Genomic DNA, 23774 nt, shown 5'->3' on the forward strand with positions numbered 1-23774 from the left:
TGCCGAGGGCAGCGGAAATTTGGCGGCCACTGTGGCCAAGTCGTTACCTCGCGGCGCGACGCAGATTCAGGGACGCGGCTCGAAAACGCTAAGCCGGAAGCGGGCCGACACGTGGGTCAGCGGCGGCAGGCCCGCCGTCAGGGAAGCCAGGGATCCGCGGTCCAGGTGGTGCCCGGCCGGCCCCATCAGAGCCAGCCTGGCGACGTCGTCCGGACCCAGCGAAAGCTGCAGATCCAGGTCATTGGTGGTCAGCGCGGTGAAAGAGCCCTCGAGTGCGGCGGTGAGCCGCTCATCCTTGGCGGGTTCGATCCCGAGCATGCCGGTCTGTCCGGCGACCTCCGCAAGGTGGCCGGGCCGGGGCGTGACAACAACGAGGCGTCCGCCGGGGCGGAGCACACGGGCGAACTCCGCCGCGTTGCGGGGTGCGAAGACCACGATGGCCACGTCCACTGCGTCGTCGGCCACCGGCAGCGGCTGCCAGACGTCGGCGGCCAGGTTCACCGCCTCCGGGTTCAACCTGGCCGCCCTGCGGAGCGCGAATTTCGAAATGTCCAGCCCGACGGCCGTGGCCGGCCTACCGTCCGCCGCCATCCGGTCCAGCACCGCCCGGAGGTAGTGGCCGGTGCCGGTCCCGGCGTCGAGCACCAGCGAACGGGGCCCGGCCAGGGCCGGCGCCGCGAGTGCCGCCACGGCTTCGGCGAGGGGACGGTAGTGGCCGGCGGAGAGGAAATCGAAGCGTGCCGCCACCATGTCCGCCGCGTCCGCTTCGAAGACCGTCCCCTTGCCGACCAGGAAGTTGAAGTATCCCTGCCTGGCGGCATCGAAGCTGTGGCCGGCCCGGCAGAGGAGCCTGCGGCCGCCGTCGTCGCTGAGCCTGAGGCTCCCGCGGCAGACCGGGCACAGCAGGGCGGCAGCGGAAGCGGGGAGCATACTGTCCATCCTAGGGCGGCCGCGGGGCCGGCTCCGGGGTCGGCTCCCGGGGCCGGCCGAGGGAAGGGACCAGCGGCCGCCGGGGGCAGGCCGTGGACGTGAGCTGTTTCACTGCTTGCGAATCAGGGGATAGGCTCGCAAGGGTGAAATCTGAACTTCTGCCGTTGCTGAATTCCGTTTCCTCTCCCGCCGTGCAACCGGACGGGTCCCGGGCCGTGGTGTCCGTGACCCGCCCCGATTTCGACGCCGACGCCTACGTGGGCCAGCTATGGAATGTCCCGTTGGCCCCGGGCAGTGGACCGCGCCGCCTGACGCGGGGATTCCGGGACACAGCGCCCGACTTCTCGCCCGACGGGCTGGTGCTGGCCTTCCTGCGCGCCGCCGCGGGCGGCAAACCCCAGCTGTATGTCGTCGAGTCAGCCGGCGGCGAGCCGCAGCAGGTGACCCATGCCCGGCTGGGGGTTTCAGCGTTCGCGTGGTCACCCGGCTCGCACAGCATTGTGTTCAGCGCCCGGACCCCGGAGCAGGGCCGGTACGGCACTATCGACGGCGTCTCCGCCGGCGCCGAGAATGCCCGGATGATCACGGACTACCAATACCGGATGAACGGCGTCGGCTACACCGCGGACAAGCCGCTGCAGCTCTTTCTGGTGGAAATCCCGGACCTCGACGCGGAACCGAAGGTCGCGCCCACAGGCCGGGCGCTCACGGCACGCAGCGCACCGGCCGCCGGCGAAGCAGCGCCCGGCGAAGCGGCCGACGGCGACAGCGGGAATCTGCTGCCGGCCGCGGCACAGCTGACAACCGCCGCAACGGACCACAACAGCGCCAGCTTCAGCGCGGACGGGCAGAGCATCTACTTCACCGCCGCGCTGCACGAGGGCAGCGACTCCGATCTGGCCAGCGGCGTCTACCGCATCCCGGTTGGGCAGGATGCCGGGGGAGGGGAACCACAGGCGGTCTCCCCGGCCAACACCGGCCGGCAGACCGTCACCGCGGCGCGCGAGTCCCGGGACGGGAAGTGGCTGTTCTTCCTCGCCCAGGACCTCGGCGAGTCCGGCCAGAACTTCGTGGCCCGAAACACCGGGCTGTATGTGATGCCGGCCGCGGGCGGGGAAGCTATGGTGCTGAGCGACATCGAAACCATGGACCTGAGCGCAACCGGCCGCATTGAGCTGCACGGTCCGGACGGCGCCCTGCTGATGAACACCGCGCAAGGGACCGTCGAGCTGCACCAGTTCGGCGCCACCGGGACCCATGCCCTCCTGGTGCACGGAGACCGCGTGATCACCGGTGCAGCCGCCGGCGGCGCGTCGCTGGTGCTCAGTTTCAGTGACTCTGCCACCGCCGGGGACGTGGCGGTGCTCGACGGCGGCGGGTTGCGCCTGCTGACCGATTTCTCCGCAGCGCTGCGCTCCGAGGCCGGGATCATCGAACCACAGGAGCTGACTTTCCCCTCCGCAGATGGGTATCCCGTCCATGGCTGGCTCGTGATGCCGGCCGGCCAGGGACCGCATCCGGTGCTCCTGAACATCCATGGCGGACCCTTCGCTCAATTCACCGGGGCACTCCTGGACGAGGCGCAGGTCTATGCCGGGGCGGGCTACGCCGTGCTGATGTGCAATCCGCGCGGATCGGCCGGCTACGGCCAGGCGCACGGGCGGGCCATCAAGGAGCAGATGGGTACGCTGGATATGCAGGACGCATTGTCCTTCCTGGATGGCGCCCTCGGGAAGTTCGGAGAGCTCGACGCCGGCGCCCTGGGCATCATGGGCGGCTCCTACGGCGGCTACCTCACCGCCTGGACCATCAGCCACGACCACCGTTTCCGGGCGGCCATTGTGGAGCGCGGTTTCCTGGACCCCGTCAGCTTCACCGGCTCCTCCGACATCGGCTGGTTCTTCGGCGGTGAATACACCGGCCGCACCGCGGAGCAGATGACAGCCCAGAGCCCGATGGCGCGGGTGGATCAGGTCCGCACTCCGGCCCTGGTCATCCACAGCGAGGAGGACCTAAGGTGCCCGGTGGAACAGGGCCAGCGCTACTTCACCGCCCTTAAGCAGCTCGGCGTCGAGGCCGCGTTCCTCGTCTTCCCGGGCGAAAACCATGAGCTCTCACGGTCCGGAACCCCGCACCACCGGAGGGAGCGATTCGACCACATCCTGCAATGGTGGGCCCGCCATCTCCCGACCGCGGCGAATCCGGCGCCTGGCCCGCAGGCTTGAGGCGCGGGCCGCTGCGCTGCTACGCGCCCGGAACGGCGGGCAGGAATCCGAGACCCTCCCGGGCATGATCGATATCCGGCTGGTCCCAGCGGGCGGAGTACTCGGCGTTGCTGCTGATGGAGCGCAGCTCGGCCCGGTCCAGGTAGAGGATCCCGTGCAGGTGATCCGTCTCGTGCTGGACGATCCGCGCCTGCCAGCCGCTAAAGTCGCGCTGCGTCCGGGTTCCGTCGGCGCCGGTGTAGTCGAGCCGGACGGATTCGGGCCGGGACACTGCCGCCTGCAGGCCGTTCAGGGACAGACATCCTTCGTAGAACGCCGCGGACGAGACGCCCAGGGGCTGATAGCCGGGGTTCAGCATCGCGAAGAAGTCGAGCGGTTTCCTGCCCCGGGTGGCCGCGACGTCGGCGTCGAGCTCAACCTGGTCCTCCATGACAGCGAGCTGCAGCGGAATGCCGAGCTGCGGGGCGGCCAGGCCGACGCCCGGCGCCTTGTGCATCACCATGCGCATCAGATCGATCAGCTGGCCCAGTTCCGCGTCGCTTAACTGGCCGTCGAACGGCACGGCCACTTGCCGGAGGACCGGATGTCCGGCCTGGACAATCGGCGGGAGCACGCCGGCCTGGAGAATCTGCTGGACGGTTTCGTGGATGCGGGCGGCGCTGAAGTCCGTGGGCTTGGCCTCTGTTGACATGGCATCAGACTACTGGCGTCCGCAGGCCGTGCTGACAAACTCGTAAATGCGTCCCCGCAGCAGTGCGCCCGCGTCGATCTTCAGGACGCCGTCCCGCCCGCCGGCATGGACCCGGAGCGGCAACAGCGTCCCCACTTTGTCCTCAGCCACCGAATGCGGATCGCAGCGCGCGGGCCGGATCCCCAGCCGGAGTTCCTGGCTCTTCCCGCCCGGGACCACCGAAACGGAGCGCGGCCACGGGGCGGCGGGGTCTTCTTCGAGCAGGGTGGTGCCGTCAATCCGGTCGATCGTCAGCGTGCCGGCAGCCCCCGGGTTCACGGCGCCCGGGGTGCTCCGGGGGGCGATGGCAAGACGTACGACGGCGCTGCGGGCATCGGCGGATACCTCCAGTTCCGGTTCCAGCCGGATGGCGGCGACGGCGGCCGCCGCCTGTGCGAGGCACATTTCCGCGTTGTTCCGGGCCAGCACACCGTACGGATCGGCGGCGGGCAGGGTCGTGGCGGGTCCTGTTCCCGGCGCCGCCGCCATGCGGAGGGTCACCGTTGCGCCGCCCGGCGACTGGTCTGTCCGGGGTCCGCACGCCGGTGCGGGGAGCTGCGCCGCGAGGATCTTGGCCTGGCCGGGCGGGAGGTCGATTCCGCCGGCCGGAGGCTGCCACGCGATGCTTGCGGCGAAGAGTGCGCTGCCCAGCTCCGCTCCCAGGACTGTCAGTGCCCCGGGTGTGTTGTTGGTGAGCTGGATAGCGACGATTTGCTTGCCGTAGTTGTCACGGAGCTGGTTGATCTCCGCGCTGACGGCGGCTACGGCGGCCGTCGCTGGTGCACCTGCGCTGCCGGTTCCGGAACTTTCACCGGTGCCTGCGCTGCAGGCGGCGGCCACAGCAAGGAGGCCCAGGGCGGTGGCAGTGCTGAGTGCCGTGGCCCTGACCGATGTGGCGTTTCCTGCCGTGGCCCTGGCCGCTGTGCGACGGCGACGCGGGCGTCCTGCTATCCGCCGTCGGACGTTCTGGATGCAGCTGCGCATGCGGCCAGTGTATTCCTGCTGCAGCCCGCCGACTCGTTTCCAAGGGACATCGGCTAGTCTCAGTCCATGACGCCACAGACACCCCTGGACTGCGTGCTGGGTCTGCTGCGGGCCATCGAAGCGGGCGGCGGGGCGGAGAAAATCGGGGCCTTCCTCGCCGCTGACTTTATCCTGACCGAGGCTCCCCACCTGCTGGCCCCGCAAGGGTCAACCCGCAACCGCGCGGAGGCCCTGGCGGGAGCGGACGCGGGCGGGCAGGTCGTTTCCGGGCAGCGCTTCGACGTGCGGCGGACAAGCTGTGACGGCGGCCGCGTGGTGGTGGAGGCGGAGTGGTCTGCAACGCTGTTGATGGATCTTCCGCACTGGGATGCGGGCGAGGAAATCCGGGCCAGGACCGCGTCGGTCTTTGAGGTGCGGGACGGCAGGATAATCAGCCAGGACAGCTACGACTGCTACTACACAACGGCTTGAGGCACTGACCGGGCCGATCACTGCATCGTGAACCGGCGGGCCGCGAAGGCGTTGACGGCAGGAAGTGCGGCGGCCGCCGCAATGGCGCGGTTCCGTACCCGCAGCGGTCCTCCCGCCAGGGGCCGGCCCAGCGCCATATTTAGCTCGGACTGCCCTGCCGCCCTGGCGGCCGCGCGTTGCCGGCTCCGCTCGAAGGCCCGCAACCCGGCGCCCACGGCGGCACCCTGCAGCCAGTCGCACACGAGCGGCGCCAGGGCGACGGCGTCGAGCCAGCCCAAATTCATGCCCTGGCCGCCGATGGGGCTGACCTCGTGCGCGGCGTCCCCGATCAGCACGGTGCGGCCGGTGACCATGTGCCGGACCAACCGCGAACGGGCACCGAAGCCGCTGAGCATGCTGTTGCTGCCCGGCTCGACGTAGATTCCCGTCCGTTCCCGGACGCGCTCCGTCAGCCACCGCGCGTCCATGCCGGATGCGGCGCCCGCGTGGCCGCCGTCGGCAGGGCCGCCGCCCGCGTGGCCGCCGTCGGCAGGGCCGCCGCCCGCGTGGCCGACGTCGGCAGGGCCGCCGGGAGGGCTACCGTCCAGCCGGACCACCCAGCGGCGCAGCTTCCCGGGCAGGGGAAACGACTCCACGATGCCGCCGGGTTCCAGGAACAGGGCCGCGTCAGGACCGAAGCTGGTGCTGTCGGCGAAGTCGCCCATCAGGTAGCGGTCCGGATAGTCTTTGGCCCGCACGGCCGAACCCTGCTGCGTCCGCACCGCTGAGCGGACCCCGTCGGCGGCGATCACCAGTGCCGCCGAATACCGGACCGGACCGGCGGATGAACTGCCTTCCACCGTGACCCGTCCGCCGTCCTCACGCATACCGGTGAACCGGACGCCGCGGTGCACGGCCCCGGAATCGAGCTCCCGGACTCTTTGTTCGAGGACCGCCTCGGTGCGCGTCTGGGGGAGGGAAAGGACGAACGGAAAGCTGTCCGACACGCCGGCGAACGTCATTTCGGCGAGCAGGTCCCCACCGCCGACGGCGACACCGCGTCGGATCGGGACGCCCTGGCCGATCAGTTCCCGGGCAACGCCGATCCGCTCCAATGCTTTCAGCGCCGGCGGATGGATGCCGATGGCCCGGGAGTGCCGCTCACCCCCGGTGCGCTGTTCGAGCACCCGGACGCTCACTCCGCTCTGCAGCAGCAGGGCCGCCATGAACAGTCCCACCGGCCCGCCGCCGATGATCAGTACCTCAGCCACCGGGAGCGCCTGTGTCGGGACTCTTGTCGAGGATCAGCAGGTTCCGGTAGGGGGAGGTGCGGGCGACCATCCAGCCCGGGGGAGCGGAGGTCCGCAGCTCGGCCGCGGTGTAGCTGCGCCGGATCGAGGTGAGCCCATCCTGCCTGATGTAGGACCCGGTGAACGGCCATGATGCTGCGAAGAACAGCGCATAGGCAACCGGACTGCGCCTGAGGTCGTTGTGGATGACGCGGCCGTGGCAGAGCGCCGCCGACTCGGCGAGGAATGCCGGCAGCCCGTCGGCGGCGAGGTGGTGCAGCACATGGTTTGACACGACAAGGTCATAGCTGCGGCCTTCGCGGGCAAGCTGGGACGACGTCGCCTGCCGGAAGTCCACGCCTGCGGCGGAGTTCCGTTTCGCGGCGAAGCGGCTGGCGCGCGGGTCCGGGTCGATGGCAGTGATCTGGAGCCGGAGTCCATCCCGTGCGGCCCAGCGGGACAGCATGACCGGCACATCCCCGCCGCCGCAGCCGATGTCCAGCAGCGTGGTCGCGGAGCGGTCGCGGAGCCGCGGCCGCAGCTGGCTCAGATAGATGCCCCGCCAGCCGGACACCACCCGGTTGACCAGCGCGAACTGCGCATAGGTGCGCTCCAGCCGCACCGGGTCGCAGCCGGGCCGGTCCATTTCCTCCACGGCGAATGCCGCACGTTCCCGCAGGAGTTCCATAGTATCCAGGCCAGCGTCCTAAGCCAGCGCGGATTCCGGCTGGGCAGCAGCCTCCGCCGCAGGAACGGAACCGGCGTCCCGTTGCCCGTCGTCCAGTTGCCCGGCGTCGAGTTGCCCGTCGTCGGCGCGGCGCGGACTCCTGATCTTGGTAAACAGGGCCGTTTCCACGGTCAGTCCTGGCCCGAAGGCCATGGAACAGATCCGCTCATCCCCGTCGTCGCCATCCGCGGGCGGCAGATCCAGGATATGCCGGAGCACGAACAGGACGGTGGCGCTGCTCATGTTCCCGAAGTTGCGGAGAGTTTCCCGGGCCGGGACCAATTGCTCGTCGCTCAGCTCCAGCCTGGACTGGACCTTGTCGAGGATGCTGCGGCCGCCGGGATGGATGGCCCAGTGCCGGATGTCGCGGTAGGGGAGTCCGAGGAGGGAGACTTCCCGGGCGAGCAGGGGTTCCAGGGCGCCGATAATGTGGTCATCGATGATGTGCGGGACGTAGTTTCCGAGGACCATCTCGAAACCTTCGTCGCCGATATTCCACGCCATGGATTCCTCACCCACAGGGGTGAGGACCGTCTCGAAGTGGTCCAGCTGCATGAGCGCCGGTTCGTTCGGGACGTTCCTAGCCGTGATCACGGCCGCAGCGGCGCCGTCGGCGAACAAGGCCGATCCCATGATGGTGTCCGGATCGTTCGAGGTCCTGACGTGGAGGGAGCAAAGCTCAGCGCAGACAACAAGGACGACGGCGTTCGGGTCCGCCTCGCAGAAGGACTTGGCGGCGCGCAAGGCAGGGAACGCGGCGTAGCAGCCCATAAACCCCAGGTGGTAGCGCTGGACGGCGGGGTTCAGGCCTAGGGCCCGGACAATTTTGTAGTCAGGACCGGGGTTGAAGAATCCGGTGCAGGAGACCGTCACGAGGTGAGTTATGTCAAGTAAGTCGATGCCGGGGCAGGCGCCCAGTGCCTTCCGTGCGGCTTCGATGAAGAGTTTTGTTGCCTCGGTGGCGAAAATTTCGTTGCGGACCTTCGTGCTGGGGCTGAGCAGCAGGCCGGTGCCGGAATTGAAAAACCGCGGATTCTCCGCCCGGCTGTCCCTGGTCAGCTCCTCGACGGCCGTGTACCGGGTGTCGATGGCAGCCGAGTCAAAGCAGGTGGCCACGAGGCGCGTTCCCAGCCTCGTCAGGCCCGGCTGGGCAGCAAACACATCACGGGCTTCGCTTTGGATCAGGACAGTTGGCGGGACAGCAGTTTCCAGGGACCTCAGGTAGACCTTCATGGTTCATTCTCAGTGAGGCTGCCGGATAAGACAATGGACCGGCCTGCACAATAGCTGCGTCACGGCGGTGAACTGTGCTGGCGACCCCGGCTTTCGCAGCCCTCCCCGCACGCCTTCCCGAAGCGCCGATAATCAACATTATGTCAAGTAGCAACTCAGGCACAAGGCCCACCTTGGTTTCATTGAACTTCCAACGGCCGTAGAGGCACTCACCCTGATCTTTGCCCGTGGACTCCGCGGCCACGGCGTCGCCGAAGGATATCGCCCAGGCCGTGCTCGGTTTAATTGCCTCCCATTGGGCCAACGGCCAGGTCATCTACGTTAACTACGGAATAGGGTGAGCTTCACGGCCGTGCTCCGTGACGCCGTCGGCAGCGGCTAAACCTCAACCGTTCCGCCGGCGCAGAACTTTCCCCTCGTGCGGACAGAGCGCCCGGAACAACGGTTCTCGCGCGTCGAAAGCGTAGCGCGGCAAGCGCCCGTTATCACTTCTGTCAGTTCAACCAGACCGACGCAGGTCCCCCCGACGCCGGCAGCACCGGAGGAATGCCCCCGCCCCACGCGCCCGCCCCCCGCGCCCGCCCGCCCGCGCGACGACGGATTGCAGACCGCTGACCAGGACAGTGAAGGCGATGCCGCACCGCCCAGGCAGCCGTCTATCAGCGCCTCGTCCCCGCTCTCGACGATGATTGTCTCGGTCACGGCGTTCCGTGCCGGCTCTGAAGAGGCCCCGTCCGACGTCGTCAGCGTTCTCTCCAGCGTTCCCGACAGCGGAAGCGTTGCAGATCCGGTCCGCTTCCGGCTTAGCGCCCTTCGTAGGCGTTCTGCAGCGCTGCGATGTCCAGCTTCCGCATCCCCAGCATCGCCTGCATGGCACGCTGGGAGCCCGCCGGATCGGGGCCGCCAATCAGCTGGCCCAGCACGGCCGGAACGACCTGCCAGGACACGCCGTACCTGTCCTTCAGCCAGCCGCATTGGCTTTCTGATCCGCCGTCGCTCAGTGCCGACCAGTAACGGTCCACTTCTTCCTGCGAGGAGCAGTCGATCACGAAGGAGACCGACTCGTTGAATGTGAACGCCGGTCCCCCGTTCAACGCCGTAAAAGTTCTGCCGTCAATTTCGAAGCGGACGGTGATGGCCTGGCCGTCTGGTCCGGGACCACCCTCGCCATAGCGGGCGACGTCGAGCACCCTGGCATCGTCGAAGACAGACACATAGAACCCGGCAGCATCCTCCGCCTGATGATCGAACCACAGGCAGGTGGTGATCTTTTCGCTCACGGCAAACCGTCTTCCGTTCGGCCGGTGCCGCGGGGTGATGGACGGCGGCGATCCGGGGATTTGAGCCCGAGCATAGTCGCGCGGGTCCAACGGCACAACGGCATGGAGCACTGTCCGGGGAATGGGTGCCGTGGCGGGGACCGACCGCGTTGCCGCCGTCGTTCTGACGGGCTTCACCGCACAAGACGGCGACGACGACCGCCTGACCCGCCGCGACCAACCGGCGCGGCTAGGCTAGGACCTATGCCTTCGTCTTCACCGCCACTCCCCCGCCCTTCCGCAAATCGCTCCGCAGCCGTATCCGGATCCGGAATGGGCTCCGGCCCGGTAGCCGGACGGCGTGCAGTTGTTCTGGCGGCGATAGCCGACGCTGCGCTTATCCTTACTTTTGCCGCGATCGGCCGGGACGCGCACCAGCGCGGCGAGATCATCGCGGGAGTCCTCACCTCCGCCTGGCCGTTCCTCACCGGGGCTGCCGTTTCCTGGCTTGCCCTGCGCGTCTGGCGCGCTCCCCTCGCCCCCTGGCCGGCCGGCGTCGGCGTCTGGCTCGGGACGGTGACCATCGGCATGCTGCTGCGCGCTGCCACCGGGCAGACCGTGGTACTGCCGTTCGTGATCGTCGCGCTGCTCGCCGTGGGTCTTTTCCTGGTCGGCTACCGCCTGCTCGCCGCCGGTTTTCGGCGGTTCAGGGCCCGCCAACCCAAGGGCTGATGCACTAGGCTTGCAGGGAAAGGGCCGGGCCGCCAGCAGCTATCAACCGGCGGCAATCAGCCAAGTGCAATCAGCCTGGGCGGTCAGCCGGCCGGCAACGGCGCAACAGATCCGGAAAGGTTCATACGTGGTCACCGCATTTGTCCTGATCAAGACAGACGCCTCCCGCATCCCCGAGACGGCGGAAGAAATCTCCGCGATCCACGGTATCAGCGAGGTCTATTCCGTCACCGGCGAATGGGATCTGATCGCCATTGCCAGGGTCGCCAAGCACGAGGACCTCGCGGACGTCATCGCCGACAAGCTCTCCAAGGTCCCCGCCGTGGTGCACACGACCACCCACATCGCGTTCCGCGCCTACTCGCAGCACGACCTCGACGCAGCCTTCGCCCTGGGCTTCGAACAGTAAACACACCTCGCACGGGGCACAAATGAGCGCCGGACCACCGCGTGCGGCAGCTCAGTTGCGTGACAGCGCGACCCACCGGTCCAGCACGGCCGCCGCCGCACCCGATCCGACGGAGTCCTCGGCGCGCTTCATAGCGGCGGCCATCCGCTCCGCCAGCGGGCCCGTCGCGTCCAGGTCGAAAGCCACGAGACCGGCAGCAGCATTGAGCAGTGCGGCATCGCGGGCAGGTCCATGCCCGCCGGCGAGTACCGACCGCACGACGGCGGCATTGGCCGCGGCATCTCCGCCGCGCAACTCCTCCAGCGTCGCCTGACGGATCCCCAGCACGCGTGGATCAAACACACTTTCCGTAACCGCACCGCTCCGCATTTCCCAGACGTGGGACGGGCCGGTGGTGGTCAGCTCATCGAGGCCGTCATTGCCGCGGAACACCAGTCCCCGGCTGCCGCGCTTGGCCAGCACCCCCGCCACCAGCGGGGCCATCCGCTCGTTGGCGACACCCACCGCGGAGGCCTGGACATTCGCCGGGTTGACCATGGGGCCGAGAAAGTTGAAGGCAGTGGGCACCCCCAGCTCCCGGCGGGCGACGGCGGCGTGACGCATGGAGGGGTGGAACACCTGGGCGAAGCAGAAGGTGATGCCAGCTTCTTCGGCGTTGAGGGCTACCCGCGGAATCGGCAGGTCCAGCCGGACGCCGAGGGCTTCGAGTACGTCGGCGGAGCCGGCCGTGGACGACGACGCACGGTTGCCGTGCTTGACCACTTTCGCGCCCGCGCCTGCACAAATAAGGGCTGCCATCGTGGAGATATTGACGGTGTTCTGCTGGTCTCCGCCGGTGCCCACGATGTCAAGCTTCTCGCCGGCGATAGCTATGGGATTGGCGTTTGTGATCATCGCCTCGACCAGACCGGCCAGTTCATCCACCGTCTCCCCCTTGGAGCGCAGCGCCACCAGAAAGCCGGCAACCTGCGCGGGGGTGGCCTCCCCGGACATGATCGAGTTCATCGCCCACTCCGTATTGCCCGCCGTGAGGTCCGTCCCGCCGATGAGTGCGTTGATGAGCCGCGGCCAGTTGCCGGCCGCCTGTGGGGATGCCTGAGAAGTCACCTCCTGATGCTACCGAGGTGCCCCTGGCTATGACCAATATGAACGGGCCCGGGAACTTTTCCGCGCGAATTCGCGTCTTTGTAGAAAAAGTCCTCCGAAAACGCGGTTTGCGTTGGGCAGAAGGAACTTTTACGGACATAATGTCTATGTGACATCTGCGACCCAAGCCCCCAGTACCCCGGCGCACCCGACGCTGAACCGCCCGAACATGGTTTCTGTTGGAACCGTCGTCTGGCTCTCCAGTGAGTTGATGTTCTTCGCCGGTCTCTTCGCCATGTACTTCACACTCCGTTCCACGTCGGGACAGATGTGGGCCGAAGAGACGGCAAAGCTCAACTTCCCTTTTGCGCTCGTCAACACGATCATCCTCGTGGCAAGTTCGTTTACCTGCCAGATGGGTGTCTTTGCCGCTGAGCGGCTCCAGCCGCGTCGAAGCGGCGGCTCCCTCAGCTTCACCCGCTGGGGCATGAACGAATGGTTCACCCTGACATTCATCATGGGAGCAATCTTCGTGGCCGGCCAGGCGACCGAGTACGCACTGCTCGTTTCCGAGCACGTCTCGCTCTCCTCCAATGCCTATGGTTCAGCTTTCTACATCACCACCGGCTTCCACGGCCTGCACGTTATCGGCGGCCTGGTTGCCTTCCTCCTCATCATCGGCCGCTCCTTCGCCGCGAAGAAGTTCGGCCACTTCGAAGCGACCTCCGCCATCGTCACCTCGTACTACTGGCACTTCGTCGACGTTGTGTGGATCGGCCTCTTCCTGGTCATCTACGTCCTCAAGTAGCCAGGAACTGGTTCTCTTTCTACAAGAGGTAGAATTTATAGAAGCGGCTCCCCGAGCCACCGCAGGATCGAAAAAAGGAACCACCACGTGAAGGCACTCTCGCAGAAGCGACGTCACCCACTGGCAGCAATTGCACTGCTGCTGATGGGCCTCCTGGTCACTGGTGGGCTGTACGCCGTCGCCACCACCGTCAACCAGGCCAAAGCCGCCACTACCAGCTTCACCGCAAATGATGCGGAAGAAGGCGGCAAACTCTTCGCCGCCAACTGCGCCACCTGCCACGGGACAGGTGCCAGCGGGTCGCAGGCGGGACCGTCGCTCGTCGGCGTCGGCGCCGCAGCGGTTGACTTTCAGGTCGGCACCGGCCGTATGCCCATGCAGATGAACGGCCCGCAGGCCCAAAAGAAGCCCGTCCAGTTCAATGACGAGCAGACCCATCAGCTGTCCGCATATGTGGCCTCGCTCGGCCCTGGCCCGTCCATCCCCGAGGAAGGTCTCCTCGACGGAAAGGGCGACGCCGCCGCAGGAGGTGAGCTGTTCCGCGTCAATTGCGCCATGTGCCATAACGCTGCCGCCGCCGGCGGCGCGCTGACCAGGGGCAAATTCGCCCCGGCCCTCGCGGACGTCTCCGGCAAGCACATCTACGAAGCCATGGTTACCGGCCCGCAGAACATGCCGGTCTTTTCCGACGCGAACGTTACCCCCGAAGGCAAGCGCGACATCATCACCTTCCTGAAGCAGATTGAAGCCAGCGGGTCCCCCGGCGGCGCCGATCTCGGAGCTTTGGGACCGGTATCCGAAGGTCTGTTTGTCTGGATTGCAGGCCTCGGCGTGATTGTCGCCTTCACTATCTGGCTTACGTCCCGGGCATCCTGACCGGATCAGCAACACCCGTATGAATTTTTCTGCTGACACGTCAGCAGTTTGAACTGAAAGCTAACCCGGCAACCGCCGGGACGAGAGAGGGATGAGGCGAATTATGGGCAACCATAGTGACGGCAGTCCGAACCACTCGGGCACCGTAGCTACGGCTGGTCAGAATGAGGTGGCGAAGTTCCAGGATCCTGGAATTCCCCCGCACCGTTTGCGCCTGGCTGACACGGACCCGAGGGCCGCAAAGCGAGCAGAGCGGCAGGTAGCCCTACTTTTCGGGGCATCGGTCGTTGGCACCCTGATATTTCTGGTGGCCTACTTTGCAATCGATCTGGGGGATGACTCCACGATCGCCACCATCCGGCTGCAGAACGCCCTTTTGGGCCTCGGTACCGCCTTTGCCATGCTCGGCATCGGCACCGGCATTGTGCACTGGGCGAAGGCCCTGATGCCGGACCATGAGGTCTCGGAAGAGCGCCATCCGATCCGGACCGAGGAAGACCGCCTTGCGGCGGTCCGCATCGTTGACGACATCGTGGAGGAAACCGGCATCAAGCGCCGGCCGCTCATCCGCAACACCCTCTTGGGCGCCGTCGCGCTGGCTCCGCTGCCGGCCCTCGCCGTCTTCGGTGACCTTGGCCCGCGCCCGGACGACAAACTTGCTCACACCATGTGGGCTCCGGAGGAGGGCAAGTTCAAGCGCCTGACCCGCGATCCCGATGGGACTCCCATCAAGGCCTCGGATGTCACCATCGGTTCCGCCTTCCATGTCATTCCGGACGGCCTCAACAAGTTGGTTGAAGGCAAACTGAATGAGAAGGCCAAGGCCGTCGTTCTGCTGATCCGGCTGAACCCCGAGTCACTCAAGCCTTCCGCAGGCCGCGAGGACTGGAGCTACAACGGGATCGTCGCCTATTCCAAAATTTGCACCCACGTTGGTTGCCCTGTCGCTCTTTACGAGCAGCAGACCCACCACCTGCTGTGCCCGTGCCACCAGTCAACCTTCGACCTGACCCAGGAATGCAAGGTTATCTTTGGCCCGGCCAGCCGGCCACTCCCGCAGCTGCCGATCGCAGTTGACTCCGAGGGCTACCTGGTCGCTACCAGCGACTTCAAAGAACCTGTTGGACCTAGCTATTGGGAGCGTGATGAGCATGAGCGCAACATCACCAGCTAATGCCCCCACCTTCGTCGCCAAGACCAAGGGCGGCCGCATCACTGACTATGTTGACGAGCGTGTCGGCGGATCCGGTATCCTCCGCGAATTCGGCCGCAAGGTCTTCCCGGACCACTGGTCCTTTATGTTCGGTGAAGTGGCGTTGTATTCCTTCGTCATCCTGTTGCTCTCCGGCACGTTCCTGACCTTCTTCTTCGATCCGTCCATGGCGGAGACGCACTACACGGGCTCCTACACCCCGCTGAAGAACGTCGAGATGTCAGTGGCCTACAGCTCCTCGCTGGACATCTCCTTTGATGTCCGCGGCGGTCTGTTTATGCGCCAGGTCCACCACTGGTCCGCACTGCTGTTCGTTGCCTCGGTGTCCGTGCACATGCTGCGCGTGTTCTTCACCGGTGCCTTCCGCAAACCCCGCGAAATGAACTGGGTGGTGGGCGGCGTCCTGCTCATCCTCTCGATGGCCGCCGGCTTTACCGGTTACTCTCTCCCCGATGATCTGCTCTCCGGCAACGGACTGCGAATCATTGACGGCGTCATCAAGGCCATCCCTGTGGTCGGCACGTACATTTCGTTCTTCCTTTTCGGCGGGGAGTTCCCCGGCACGGTCATCATCGGTCGGCTGTACATGCTCCACATCCTGCTCGTTCCGGCGCTCATCCTCCTGATGATCGTGATGCACCTGTTTATGGTGGTGGTGCACAAGCACACGCAGTACCCCGGTCCGGGACGCAACGACGGCAACGTCGTCGGTTACCCCCTCGGCCCGGTTTACGCGGCGAAGGCCGGTGGCTTCTTCTTCATCGTCTTCGGTGTCGTGGCCCTTATGGCGGGCTTCTTCACCATCAACCCGATATGGAACTACGGCCCTTACGACCCCTCCCCCGTATCCGCAGGCACACAGCCTGACTGGTACATCGGGTTTGTTGATGGGGCCCTGCGCCTGATGCCGGGCGTCATCGGAAGCTTCCCCCTGGAGTACGTGATCTTCGGCCAGGTGCTGACCCTGAATGTGCTCCTCCCGGCCCTTGTGCCGGCAGGGATCATCTTCACCGTCCTGTTCACCTACCCGTGGATCGAACGCTGGATCACCAAGGACAACCGCGAACACCACGTCCTGGACCGTCCGCGCAATGCCCCGACGAGGACGGCCATCGGCATGGCAGGCTTTGTGTGGTACTGCGTCATGTGGGCAGCGGCCGGCTCGGACCTCATCGCCACGCACTTCCACGTGTCGCTGAACGACGTAACCTACTGGCTCCGCGCACTGTTCTTCATCGGCCCGGTCATCGCCTTCGTCGTGACGAAGCGCGTGGCACTGGCCCTACAGCGCAAGGACCGCGAAATTGCGCTCCATGGCCGCGAAACGGGCCGCATCGTACGCCTGCCGCACGGTGAGTTCATCGAGGTCCACGCCCCGTTGGACGAGTACAAGCGCTACAAGCTGGTCGGCTTCGAGTCCCCCTCGCCGCTCCCGGCTGAACCGAACGCTCACGGGATCGTGGACAGGAAAGAGAAGCGCCGCGCGAAGCTCTCCCAGCTGTTCTTCGAAGACCGCGTGGCACCGGCAACGCCCGCCGAGCTTGAGGCGGCTCATGGCCACCACGGCGGACACGAGGCGATTGCGGCCGAAGACTCCCAAAAGACCCTCAGCCGCTAGCTCCACTGCAGAGCAGACTCCACGGCAGAACAGGAAGGCCCGGCCCACCAGGACCGGGCCTTCCGGCGTACCCCCCACAAACCACAACGCGGGGTCAGTTAGCGCCCATGCCGCATCGGATCATGGGCGCTAAGTGACCTCGCGTTGCTTACTGGCGGTAGCCCGAGGCGTAGTTGCGCGTCGGGCGGACACCGGGCCGCTGCAACGGCACCCACAGCTTGTACCGGTCGGCCCGGTAGTAGGACACCGAGTAGTCGACCATCGCCCGGGCCACAAAGGCGTGACGCTGGATTTTCAGCAGCGGGGATCCCACCTCGACGTTGAGCAGACGCGCGGTGGACGGCGAGGCGGCCGTCGCCTCGATCATATCCTCGCCCCACTCCATCACGAGGCCGTAGCGTTCGCTCAGCATGTTGTAGAGCGAGCTGGGCGGTTCGCCGTCGAGCAGTCCCGGCACTCTATGCGCCGGGATGAAGTTCTCGTCGACGCTCATCGGCTCGTTGTCTGCCAGCAGCAGGCGCCGGAACCGTACCAGCGGCGTCCCCTCCTCCAGCTGCAGCTCGCGGGCCAGGAAGGCACTGGCGCCAATTTGCTCGAAGCTGAGGACTTTGGCTGCCGGGACCATGCCGCGGCGCTGCATTTCCTCGCTGTACGAGGTCAGCTTGACCTGAAGGTCGAGCTTGGGTTTGCGGACGAAAGTGCCCAGGCCCACCACGCGCTCGATCACCTCCTCGCCCACGAGGGCGTCGATGGCCTGGCGGACCGTCATCCGGGCGAGACCGAACCGCCCCGCCAGATCGCGCTCGGACGGCAGTGCCGAACCCGGCGGGCAGGCGCTCACAATATGGGCCCGGAGGATTTCCCGGAGCTGGACATAGATGGGTGTGCCGCTCTGCCGGTCGATCTCGCCGGTCATCGCTGCCGCGTTAGACCCCATGGCCCCGCCTGGTGCGTTCGTTCATGCACTAAGCGTAGAACAACCCGGGTCCGGTCTAGACCACCGCCGGCCCGGTCCGGCAAAGTGCCGCCTCGATCCCAGAAAACGCACTCCGCTCCCAACGCGGACGACGGCGGGCCCCACAATTGTGGTGGGGCCCGCCGTCGTCAGCGCTAAAAATTCCTACGGGACGTTAGTGCGCGTGGTCTCCGCGGCTGTATTCGTAGACCCAGCCGACCAATCCGACGAGTGCAAGACCGGCCGCAATGTAGACAATCCAGAAGCCAACGGCCATCCCGAGGAACCCGCCGGCGCAGGCCAGGCCGAGGACCAGGGGCCACCAGCTCCAGGGGCTGAAGTGACCCTGTTCACCGGCGCCTTCGTGGATCTCGGCGTCGCTACGGTCCTCGGGGCGCATGCCGACACGCTTGCCCGTGAAGGCGAGGTAGGCGCCGACCATGCCGGAGAGGCCGCCCAGCAACAGTATGCCAAGGGATCCAACCCATTCGGTCCAGTCGGTCAGGAATCCGTAAATGACCGCAACGGGGACGAAGAAGAAAGCTCCGTAGCCAAAAATCCTGGATTCGATCTTCACTGTGCGGTGTCCTTCTGATCGGCGTTACCGAGCGCTGCCGCTGCCGGGCCTGGCGATTCAACGGTGTACGACTGGGACAGCTCGGGGTGGTGGAGGTCCAGTGCAGGACGTTCCGAGCGGATCCGGGGAAGTGAGGTGAAGTTGTGGCGCGGGGGCGGGCAGGAGGTGGCCCATTCGAGGGAGGCGCCGAAGCCCCAGGGGTCATCCACCGTGACCCGTTCGTTGCTGCGCCAGGTGATGTAGACGTTCCAGAAGAACGGGATCAGCGAGGCGCCGAGCAGGAAGGAGGCGTAGGTGGAGAACTGGTTCATCCAGGTGAAGTTGTCCTGCGGCATGTAGTCCGCGTAGCGGCGGGGCATGCCCTCGACGCCGAGCCAGTGCTGGATAAGGAAGGTGCCATGGAAGCCCAGGAACAGCATCCAGAAGTGGATTTTGCCGAGGCGCTCGTTGAGCATCTTGCCGGTGAACTTGGGCCACCAGAAGTAGAAGCCGGCGAACATCGCGAACACCACGGTGCCGAACACCACGTAGTGGAAGTGGGCGACGACGAAGTAGGAATCCGAAACGTGGAAGTCCAGCGGCGGGGAGGCCAGGATGATGCCGGTCAGACCGCCGAAAAGGAACGTCGCCAGGAAGCCGATGCTCCACAGCATAGGAGTTTCGAAGGTGATCGATCCCCGCCACATGGTGCCGATCCAGTTGAAGAACTTCACCCCGGTGGGAACGGCGATCAGCATCGTCATAAAGGAGAAGAACGGCAGCAGGACCGAACCCGTGACGTACATGTGGTGGGCCCAGACGGTCACGGAGAGGGCCGCGATGGAAATCGTTGCGTAGACCAGGCCCTTGTAGCCGAAGATCGGCTTGCGGCTGAAGACCGGGAAAATCTCCGAAACAATGCCGAAGAACGGCAGCGCGATGATGTACACCTCGGGGTGTCCGAAGAACCAGAACAGGTGCTGCCAGAGGACGGCGCCGCCGTTCTCCGGGTCGAAGATGTGGGCACCGAAGCGTCGGTCAGCGCCGAGGGCGAAGAGGGCGGCGGCCAGAGGCGGGAAAGCCATCAGGACCAGGATTGACGTGACGAGGATGTTCCAGGTGAAGATCGGCATCCGCCACATGGTCATGCCCGGGGCACGCATGCAGATGACGGTGGTGATGAAGTTGACTGCACCGAGGATGGTTCCGAAGCCGGTGAGCGCCAGGCCGAAGACCCAGAGGTCCCCACCCACGCCCGGGCTGAACGTCGTGTTGGACAGCGGCGCGTAGGCGAACCAGCCAAACGACGCCGCACCCTGCGGGGTGACGAAGCCGGACACGGCGATCGTGGAGCCGAAGAGGAAGAACCAGAAGGCCAGTGCGTTCAGCCGCGGAAAGGCAACGTCCGGGGCACCTATCTGGAGTGGCATGATGACGTTGGCGAAGCCGGCAAAGAGCGGGGTAGCGAACATCAGCAGCATAACGGTGCCGTGCATGGTGAACAGCTGGTTGTACTGCTCTTTGGTCTGCAGGATCTGCATGCCGGGCTCGAACAGCTCGGCGCGGATCAGCAGCGCCATCACACCGCCGAAGCAGAAGAACACAAAAGACGCAATCAGGTACATGTACCCGATGGTCTTGTGGTCGGTTGAGGTGATCCAGTTGACGACGATGCGTCCCTTGGATTTGGGTACTACGGGAGCCTCAAGGGTCCCGGAGGGCTGAGAATAGGTGGTTGCCACGTCGCTCCCCTTACTTGGTTTCGGTCGGGGCCGGGTTGCGGTCGTACTCTTCGCCGAGCGCGCCGGTGTTGCCGTCCTGGCGGAGCTTCTCCAGGTGTGCCTGGAACTCGGCGTCGGAGACGATTTTTACGCGGAACAGCATTTCGGAGTGGTACTCGCCGCAGAGTTCGGCGCACTTGCCGTCGTAGGTTCCCTCTTTGGTAGGGGTGAACCTCATGTAGTTGGTCTTCCCGGGGATCATGTCGCGCTTCTGCAGGAAGGCGGGAACCCAGAAAGAGTGAATGACATCGCGGGCGTTCAGCTCGAGGTCGACAGACTTGTTTACCGGCAGGTAGAGGGTGGGCAGTTTTTCCTTGTCCACAGCCTCGCCGGTGAGATTTGTCTGGACGCCTGCCGAGTAGACATCCTCGCGGATGACGTCGCCCTTTTTGTAGTTGAAGTCCCAGGCCCACTGCTTGCCGCGGACGTCCACGACGACGTCGGCGGGCTGGGCGCGGTTGTCGATCGCCTGCTGGTCGCGGTCGGTGAAGTAGAAGAACACCAGGACCATAAACAGCGGGATCGTGAGGTAGAAAACCTCGAGGGGCAGGTTGAAGCTGTTCTGCCGGGGGAACCCAACAGTGCCCTTACGCCGCCGGTACGCGACGATGCACCAGATCATCAGACCCCAGGTAATGATCCCGACCACCAGCGCGGCGATCCATGAGTTGACCCAGAGGTCCATGATGCGGTCAGTGTTGCTGGTGGTGCCACGTTCAGTGGGCAGCCACCCTTTCTGTACCTCTGGTGAACATCCAGTCAAAGCCAACGCGCCGGCAAGTGCCAAGCCAGTGATCGTAGTGATCTGTTTGCGTCGGCTGCCGGTTCGGTTCTGCGAACTCACAGACGGACCTTCCTACTTGTTGCTGTCGCCCGGGCCGCGAAGTGGCGGTCAGGACACACGAAAAGTTTTACTACTCGATGTAGAGCTTACCGCTCCCCGCGAGTTTTCGCCCACAAGTCCGCGCCGTGCGTCGGGACCTTTTTACTGCGCCCGCTCGTTGTGCTTCCTGCGGCCCCCGGGCCGGGCGATTTCCCGGCCCTAGTGGAAGGAATCGCCGCAGGCGCAGGAGCCGCCGGCGTTCGGGTTATCGATGGTGAAGCCCTGCTTGGAGATGGTGTCCTCGAAATCGATGCTGGCCCCGCTGAGGTAGGGGACGCTCATCTTGTCGACTACAACCTCGACGCCGTCGTAGTCCCGGACGGCGTCGCCGTCGAGGACCCTCTCGTCGAAGTAAAGCTGGTAGATCAGGCCGGAGCAGCCGCCGGGCTGCACGGCGACGCGGAGGCGCAGATCGGTGCGGCCCTCCTGCTCGAGCAGGCTACGGACCTTGCCGGCAGCGACGTCGGTCAGCTTGACCTCGTGGGCGGCCAGTTCCCCGCCCGCTGCGGCGGTGGTGTCGGCGCTGTTTTCATTGGTTGTAGTGCTCATGGCCTACCTTCTGACGACGGTGGTGGCTGCACCGCTCACACGGTGCGCGCCTCTACTTAAACGGTTTGGCTATAGCTACATGCTACGTCGATCAGGGGTGCAGCTCTAACTTCTGGCGTAACCCTCCCGACGGGCTGGATGTTCCCGGGAACCCGGCCGGGCGGAGAATCAGCCTAGGCCAGCCCGTCCTCGTTCAGCCGGGCCAGCAGCAGCGCTTCGGCAACAATGGCGTTCCGGAAGTCCCCCAGGTGCAGGGACTCGTTCGCGCTGTGTGCGCGGGAGTCCGGATCCTCCACGCCGGTCACCAGGATCTGCACGTCCGGGTAGAGCTCGGTCAGGTCCGCTATGAAGGGGATCGAGCCGCCTATTCCCATCTCAACGGCCGGTACGCCCCATGCCTCCCCGAGGGCCCACATTGCGGCGCCGGCGGCCGTCGATGACGTGTCCGTGCGGAAGGAGTTGCCACTCTCCCCCGGGGTGAAGACCACCCGGGCACCGAAGGGGGCGTTGGCTTCGACATGCCTGCGCACGGCCGCCATGGCCTCGACCGGATCCTGTCCGGGGGCGAGCCGCATGCTGAATTTGGCGCGCGCCCAAGGGAGCAGGGTGTTGGAGGCGACGTCCACGGCCGGCGCATCGAAGCCGATGATGGACAGCGCCGGCTTGGTCCACAGCCGCGAGGCGATGGAGCCGGTGCCGGCCAGCCGGACGCCGTCGAGCACCGAGGCGTCGGCACGGTACTCCTCTTCGGTGAGGTCCACCCCGACGTCGTCGCCGCTGACCAGGCCGGCGATCGCGACGCTGCCGTCGTCGTCGTGCAGGGTGGCGATCAGGCGGGACAGTAGCGTTGGGGCGTCCAATACCGGCCCGCCGAACATGCCGGAGTGGACGGCGTGGTCCAGGACCCGGACCTCAACGGTGCCGTCCACCAGGCCGCGCAGGCTGGTGGTGAGGGCCGGGATGCCCACCTTCCAGTTGGACGAGTCGGCGACGACGATCACATCGGCGCGCAGCAGCTCCCGATGGGTTTCCAGGAAGGAACGGAAGGTCGGGGACCCGGCTTCCTCCTCGCCTTCGAAGAAGAAAGTCACGCCAAGGCCGAGGTCATCGCCCAGCACCCGCGTCACGGCGGCGTAGGCGGCTATGTGGGCCAGGATGCCGGCCTTGTCATCTGCCGCGCCGCGGCCGTAGAGCCGGCCGTCGCGTTCGACGGCGGTGAACGGCTCCGTTTCCCACAGCGCCAGATCGCCGGTGGGCTGCACATCGTGGTGGGCGTAGAGCAGGACGGTCGGCTTGCCTTCAGCGGCAAGACGGCGGGCGACCACCGCAGGGCCGCCGGGTGTGCCGTCCTCCTTGTCGCACCGCAGGATCCGGACATCATCGAAGCCGCCGGCGCGGACCAGCCCGGCGACGGCGTCGGCGCTGGCGTTCAACGGGGCCGGGTCGAAGCTGGGCCAGGCGATGCCCGGGATGGCGACGAGGTCCTTCAGCTGGGCGATCGTGGTGTCGAACGATTCGCTGACGGCGCGGCGGAGGGCTTCGGCGTCGAAGTTTCCGGCGTAACCGGTGGAGGTCTGCGGGTTCACCGCGGGTGATGAAGTCATGGCCACGACACTACCCGGGCGAAGGATCTGCACAAACAGCCCGGGCACCGGATCCGGCGGCCTGCGGGCCGGGTCCCGCGCCCGCCGCCGCGGGGTATTCTGTAAGGGTGTTTGGACGAAATAAAGCAGCGCCCTCGGCGCAGGATGTAGTTGACCAGCAGACGGCCGAGGCTTCGGCCCGCACCGCCGCCATCGGCAAGGGCGCGCCCACGCCCAAGCGCAGCGCCCAGGTGGCCGCCCGAAGGCGGCCTCTCGTGCCGGAGGACCGCAAGGCATCCAAGGCCGCCGAGCGCGCCGCCGTCCAGGACCAGCGTGTCAAGATGCGTAAGGCCATGGACACCGGGGACGAGAAGTTCCTGCCGCTGCGGGACAAGGGCCCGCAGAAGCGCTTCGCCCGCGACTACGTGGATGCCCGCTTCAGCCTCGGCGAATACCTTATGTTCGGTGCGCTGATCTTCGTGGTGGTCTCCCTGCTCGTGCCGGCCTCCAGCGAGCAGATGATCTATGTGCTGGGCGGATTCTGGGTGATGTTCCTGGCCGTGTTCGTCGACGTCTATATCCTGTCCCGCAAACTCAGGAAGCGGCTGGCCGGGAAGTTCGGCGAAATCGAGCGGGGTACCGTCTGGTACGGCTCCATGCGCTCCCTGCAGTTCCGCCGCCTGCGCCTCCCCAAGCCCCAGGTCGGGCGCGGCGAGTACCCCGCCTAAACCCAATGCCGTTCGGTTAGCGGCCTGGGTCCGGCGTCAAGGCTGTGGGAGATCGGCGTGTCACCGGGTTAAGTAGGCGTGGCTCCTGTTTGAGTAGTTCGGTCCTCCAAGACTGATCTACCCATACGGGAGCCACGATGTCCGATTCTGCCATTAATCATGCTCCGGGG

Annotated in this window: 23 protein-coding genes; 9 read left to right on the plus strand and 14 right to left on the minus strand. The window is 66.1% G+C overall.

Going from position 1 to position 23774, the window contains the following annotated elements; translation table 11 throughout:
- Positions 1 to 66: 66 nt before the first annotated feature.
- The gene (locus RCH07_RS11890; RefSeq protein ID WP_326967676.1) at positions 67 to 930 is read right to left on the minus strand and encodes a methyltransferase domain-containing protein; all 864 of its coding nucleotides are present in this window, start codon (positions 928 to 930) and stop codon (positions 67 to 69) included.
- Positions 931 to 1073: 143 nt separating this feature from the next.
- Between RCH07_RS11890 and RCH07_RS11895 the strand changes: the two genes are divergently transcribed.
- Positions 1074 to 3155, plus strand: a complete 2082-nt coding sequence (locus RCH07_RS11895; protein WP_326967677.1) for a S9 family peptidase — start codon at positions 1074 to 1076, stop codon at positions 3153 to 3155.
- Positions 3156 to 3174: 19 nt separating this feature from the next.
- Here RCH07_RS11895 and RCH07_RS11900 read toward each other — a convergent pair whose 3' ends face one another.
- The gene (locus RCH07_RS11900) at positions 3175 to 3846 is read right to left on the minus strand and encodes a peptide deformylase (protein WP_326967678.1); all 672 of its coding nucleotides are present in this window, start codon (positions 3844 to 3846) and stop codon (positions 3175 to 3177) included.
- Positions 3847 to 3855: 9 nt separating this feature from the next.
- Entirely contained in the window at positions 3856 to 4869 is a 1014-nt protein-coding gene (locus RCH07_RS11905) for a hypothetical protein (protein ID WP_326967679.1), read from the minus strand.
- A gap of 66 nt (positions 4870 to 4935) precedes the next feature.
- On the opposite strand from RCH07_RS11905, the gene RCH07_RS11910 reads away from it, so the two are divergent.
- Positions 4936 to 5340, plus strand: coding sequence for a nuclear transport factor 2 family protein (locus RCH07_RS11910; RefSeq protein ID WP_326967680.1), 405 nt, complete (start codon positions 4936 to 4938; stop codon positions 5338 to 5340).
- Positions 5341 to 5357: 17 nt separating this feature from the next.
- Here the strand turns inward: RCH07_RS11910 and RCH07_RS11915 are convergent, their stop codons facing one another.
- From RCH07_RS11915 to RCH07_RS11930, 4 genes are all read right to left on the minus strand, one after another.
- Positions 5358 to 6590, minus strand: coding sequence for an FAD-dependent oxidoreductase (locus RCH07_RS11915; protein ID WP_326967681.1), 1233 nt, complete (start codon positions 6588 to 6590; stop codon positions 5358 to 5360).
- The gene (locus RCH07_RS11920; protein ID WP_326967682.1) at positions 6583 to 7296 is read right to left on the minus strand and encodes a class I SAM-dependent methyltransferase; all 714 of its coding nucleotides are present in this window, start codon (positions 7294 to 7296) and stop codon (positions 6583 to 6585) included. Before RCH07_RS11920 ends, RCH07_RS11915 begins: the two co-directional genes overlap by 8 nt.
- A gap of 18 nt (positions 7297 to 7314) precedes the next feature.
- Positions 7315 to 8568: a type III polyketide synthase gene (locus RCH07_RS11925; RefSeq protein WP_326967683.1), complete on the minus strand. Its 1254-nt coding sequence runs from the start codon at positions 8566 to 8568 to the stop codon at positions 7315 to 7317.
- Between the two features lie 803 nt (positions 8569 to 9371).
- On the minus strand, positions 9372 to 9848 hold the full coding sequence (locus tag RCH07_RS11930; RefSeq protein ID WP_326967684.1) for a VOC family protein: 477 nt from the start codon (positions 9846 to 9848) through the stop codon (positions 9372 to 9374).
- A 312-nt stretch (positions 9849 to 10160) separates the two neighbouring features.
- Here RCH07_RS11930 and RCH07_RS11935 point away from each other — a divergent pair, with 312 nt between their 5' ends.
- Positions 10161 to 10559: a DUF3054 domain-containing protein gene (locus RCH07_RS11935; protein WP_326967685.1), complete on the plus strand. Its 399-nt coding sequence runs from the start codon at positions 10161 to 10163 to the stop codon at positions 10557 to 10559.
- Between the two features lie 127 nt (positions 10560 to 10686).
- Positions 10687 to 10968 carry an Lrp/AsnC family transcriptional regulator gene (locus RCH07_RS11940; protein ID WP_326967686.1) on the plus strand — a complete coding sequence of 94 codons (282 nt, stop codon included), beginning with the start codon at positions 10687 to 10689 and terminating at the stop codon, positions 10966 to 10968.
- Positions 10969 to 11019: 51 nt separating this feature from the next.
- On the opposite strand, the gene trpD is transcribed toward RCH07_RS11940, so the two are convergent.
- A complete protein-coding gene (gene trpD, locus RCH07_RS11945) occupies positions 11020 to 12075 on the minus strand; it encodes an anthranilate phosphoribosyltransferase (protein ID WP_326967687.1) in 1056 nt (351 codons plus the stop codon).
- A gap of 112 nt (positions 12076 to 12187) precedes the next feature.
- On the opposite strand from trpD, the gene ctaE reads away from it, so the two are divergent.
- The 4 genes from ctaE (at position 12188) to qcrB (ending at position 16569) form a co-directional block, all read left to right on the plus strand.
- Positions 12188 to 12862: an aa3-type cytochrome oxidase subunit III gene (ctaE, locus tag RCH07_RS11950; RefSeq protein ID WP_442784824.1), complete on the plus strand. Its 675-nt coding sequence runs from the start codon at positions 12188 to 12190 to the stop codon at positions 12860 to 12862.
- Positions 12863 to 12949: 87 nt separating this feature from the next.
- Complete coding sequence (qcrC, locus tag RCH07_RS11955; RefSeq protein ID WP_326967689.1) at positions 12950 to 13738, plus strand: cytochrome bc1 complex diheme cytochrome c subunit; 789 nt, start codon at positions 12950 to 12952, stop codon at positions 13736 to 13738.
- A 103-nt stretch (positions 13739 to 13841) separates the two neighbouring features.
- Entirely contained in the window at positions 13842 to 14912 is a 1071-nt protein-coding gene (qcrA, locus tag RCH07_RS11960) for a cytochrome bc1 complex Rieske iron-sulfur subunit (protein WP_326967690.1), read from the plus strand.
- Entirely contained in the window at positions 14890 to 16569 is a 1680-nt protein-coding gene (gene qcrB, locus RCH07_RS11965; protein ID WP_326967691.1) for a cytochrome bc1 complex cytochrome b subunit, read from the plus strand. Before qcrA ends, qcrB begins: the two co-directional genes overlap by 23 nt.
- A 148-nt stretch (positions 16570 to 16717) precedes the next feature.
- Here qcrB and RCH07_RS11970 read toward each other — a convergent pair whose 3' ends face one another.
- The 6 genes from RCH07_RS11970 to RCH07_RS11995 form a co-directional block, all read right to left on the minus strand.
- Positions 16718 to 17506, minus strand: coding sequence for a GntR family transcriptional regulator (locus RCH07_RS11970; protein WP_326967692.1), 789 nt, complete (start codon positions 17504 to 17506; stop codon positions 16718 to 16720).
- Between the two features lie 193 nt (positions 17507 to 17699).
- Complete coding sequence (locus RCH07_RS11975; protein ID WP_326967693.1) at positions 17700 to 18101, minus strand: cytochrome c oxidase subunit 4; 402 nt, start codon at positions 18099 to 18101, stop codon at positions 17700 to 17702.
- Entirely contained in the window at positions 18098 to 19822 is a 1725-nt protein-coding gene (ctaD, locus tag RCH07_RS11980; RefSeq protein WP_326967694.1) for an aa3-type cytochrome oxidase subunit I, read from the minus strand. The genes RCH07_RS11975 and ctaD overlap by 4 nt, the downstream gene beginning before the upstream one ends.
- A 10-nt stretch (positions 19823 to 19832) precedes the next feature.
- Positions 19833 to 20705 carry an aa3-type cytochrome oxidase subunit II gene (gene ctaC, locus RCH07_RS11985; protein ID WP_326967695.1) on the minus strand — a complete coding sequence of 291 codons (873 nt, stop codon included), beginning with the start codon at positions 20703 to 20705 and terminating at the stop codon, positions 19833 to 19835.
- A 198-nt stretch (positions 20706 to 20903) separates the two neighbouring features.
- Complete coding sequence (locus RCH07_RS11990) at positions 20904 to 21293, minus strand: HesB/IscA family protein (protein ID WP_326967696.1); 390 nt, start codon at positions 21291 to 21293, stop codon at positions 20904 to 20906.
- A 173-nt stretch (positions 21294 to 21466) separates the two neighbouring features.
- A complete protein-coding gene (locus RCH07_RS11995; RefSeq protein WP_326967697.1) occupies positions 21467 to 22897 on the minus strand; it encodes a dipeptidase in 1431 nt (476 codons plus the stop codon).
- Positions 22898 to 23004: 107 nt separating this feature from the next.
- Here RCH07_RS11995 and RCH07_RS12000 point away from each other — a divergent pair, with 107 nt between their 5' ends.
- Positions 23005 to 23604, plus strand: a complete 600-nt coding sequence (locus tag RCH07_RS12000; RefSeq protein WP_326967698.1) for a DUF3043 domain-containing protein — start codon at positions 23005 to 23007, stop codon at positions 23602 to 23604.
- The last annotated feature ends 170 nt before the right edge of the window (positions 23605 to 23774 follow it).

The organism is Arthrobacter sp. CG_A4 (assembly GCF_035985125.1).
Taxonomy (GTDB): Bacteria; Actinomycetota; Actinomycetes; order Actinomycetales; family Micrococcaceae; genus Arthrobacter.

Bases quoted from the DNA above. Each gene is read 5' to 3' on its own strand.
- RCH07_RS11910 (WP_326967680.1), top strand. From the start codon at position 4,936: ATGACGCCACAGACACCCCTGGACTGCGTGCTGGGTCTGCTGCGGGCC.
- RCH07_RS11990 (WP_326967696.1), bottom strand. From the start codon at position 21,293: ATGAGCACTACAACCAATGAAAACAGCGCCGACACCACCGCCGCAGCG.
- RCH07_RS11905 (WP_326967679.1), bottom strand. From the start codon at position 4,869: ATGCGCAGCTGCATCCAGAACGTCCGACGGCGGATAGCAGGACGCCCG.
- RCH07_RS11920 (WP_326967682.1), bottom strand. From the start codon at position 7,296: ATGGAACTCCTGCGGGAACGTGCGGCATTCGCCGTGGAGGAAATGGAC.
- RCH07_RS11970 (WP_326967692.1), bottom strand. From the start codon at position 17,506: ATGGGGTCTAACGCGGCAGCGATGACCGGCGAGATCGACCGGCAGAGC.
- RCH07_RS11890 (WP_326967676.1), bottom strand. From the start codon at position 930: ATGCTCCCCGCTTCCGCTGCCGCCCTGCTGTGCCCGGTCTGCCGCGGG.
- qcrB (WP_326967691.1), top strand. From the start codon at position 14,890: ATGAGCGCAACATCACCAGCTAATGCCCCCACCTTCGTCGCCAAGACC.
- qcrA (WP_326967690.1), top strand. From the start codon at position 13,842: ATGGGCAACCATAGTGACGGCAGTCCGAACCACTCGGGCACCGTAGCT.
- RCH07_RS11900 (WP_326967678.1), bottom strand. From the start codon at position 3,846: ATGTCAACAGAGGCCAAGCCCACGGACTTCAGCGCCGCCCGCATCCAC.
- RCH07_RS11995 (WP_326967697.1), bottom strand. From the start codon at position 22,897: ATGACTTCATCACCCGCGGTGAACCCGCAGACCTCCACCGGTTACGCC.
- RCH07_RS11935 (WP_326967685.1), top strand. From the start codon at position 10,161: ATGGGCTCCGGCCCGGTAGCCGGACGGCGTGCAGTTGTTCTGGCGGCG.
- RCH07_RS11925 (WP_326967683.1), bottom strand. From the start codon at position 8,568: ATGAAGGTCTACCTGAGGTCCCTGGAAACTGCTGTCCCGCCAACTGTC.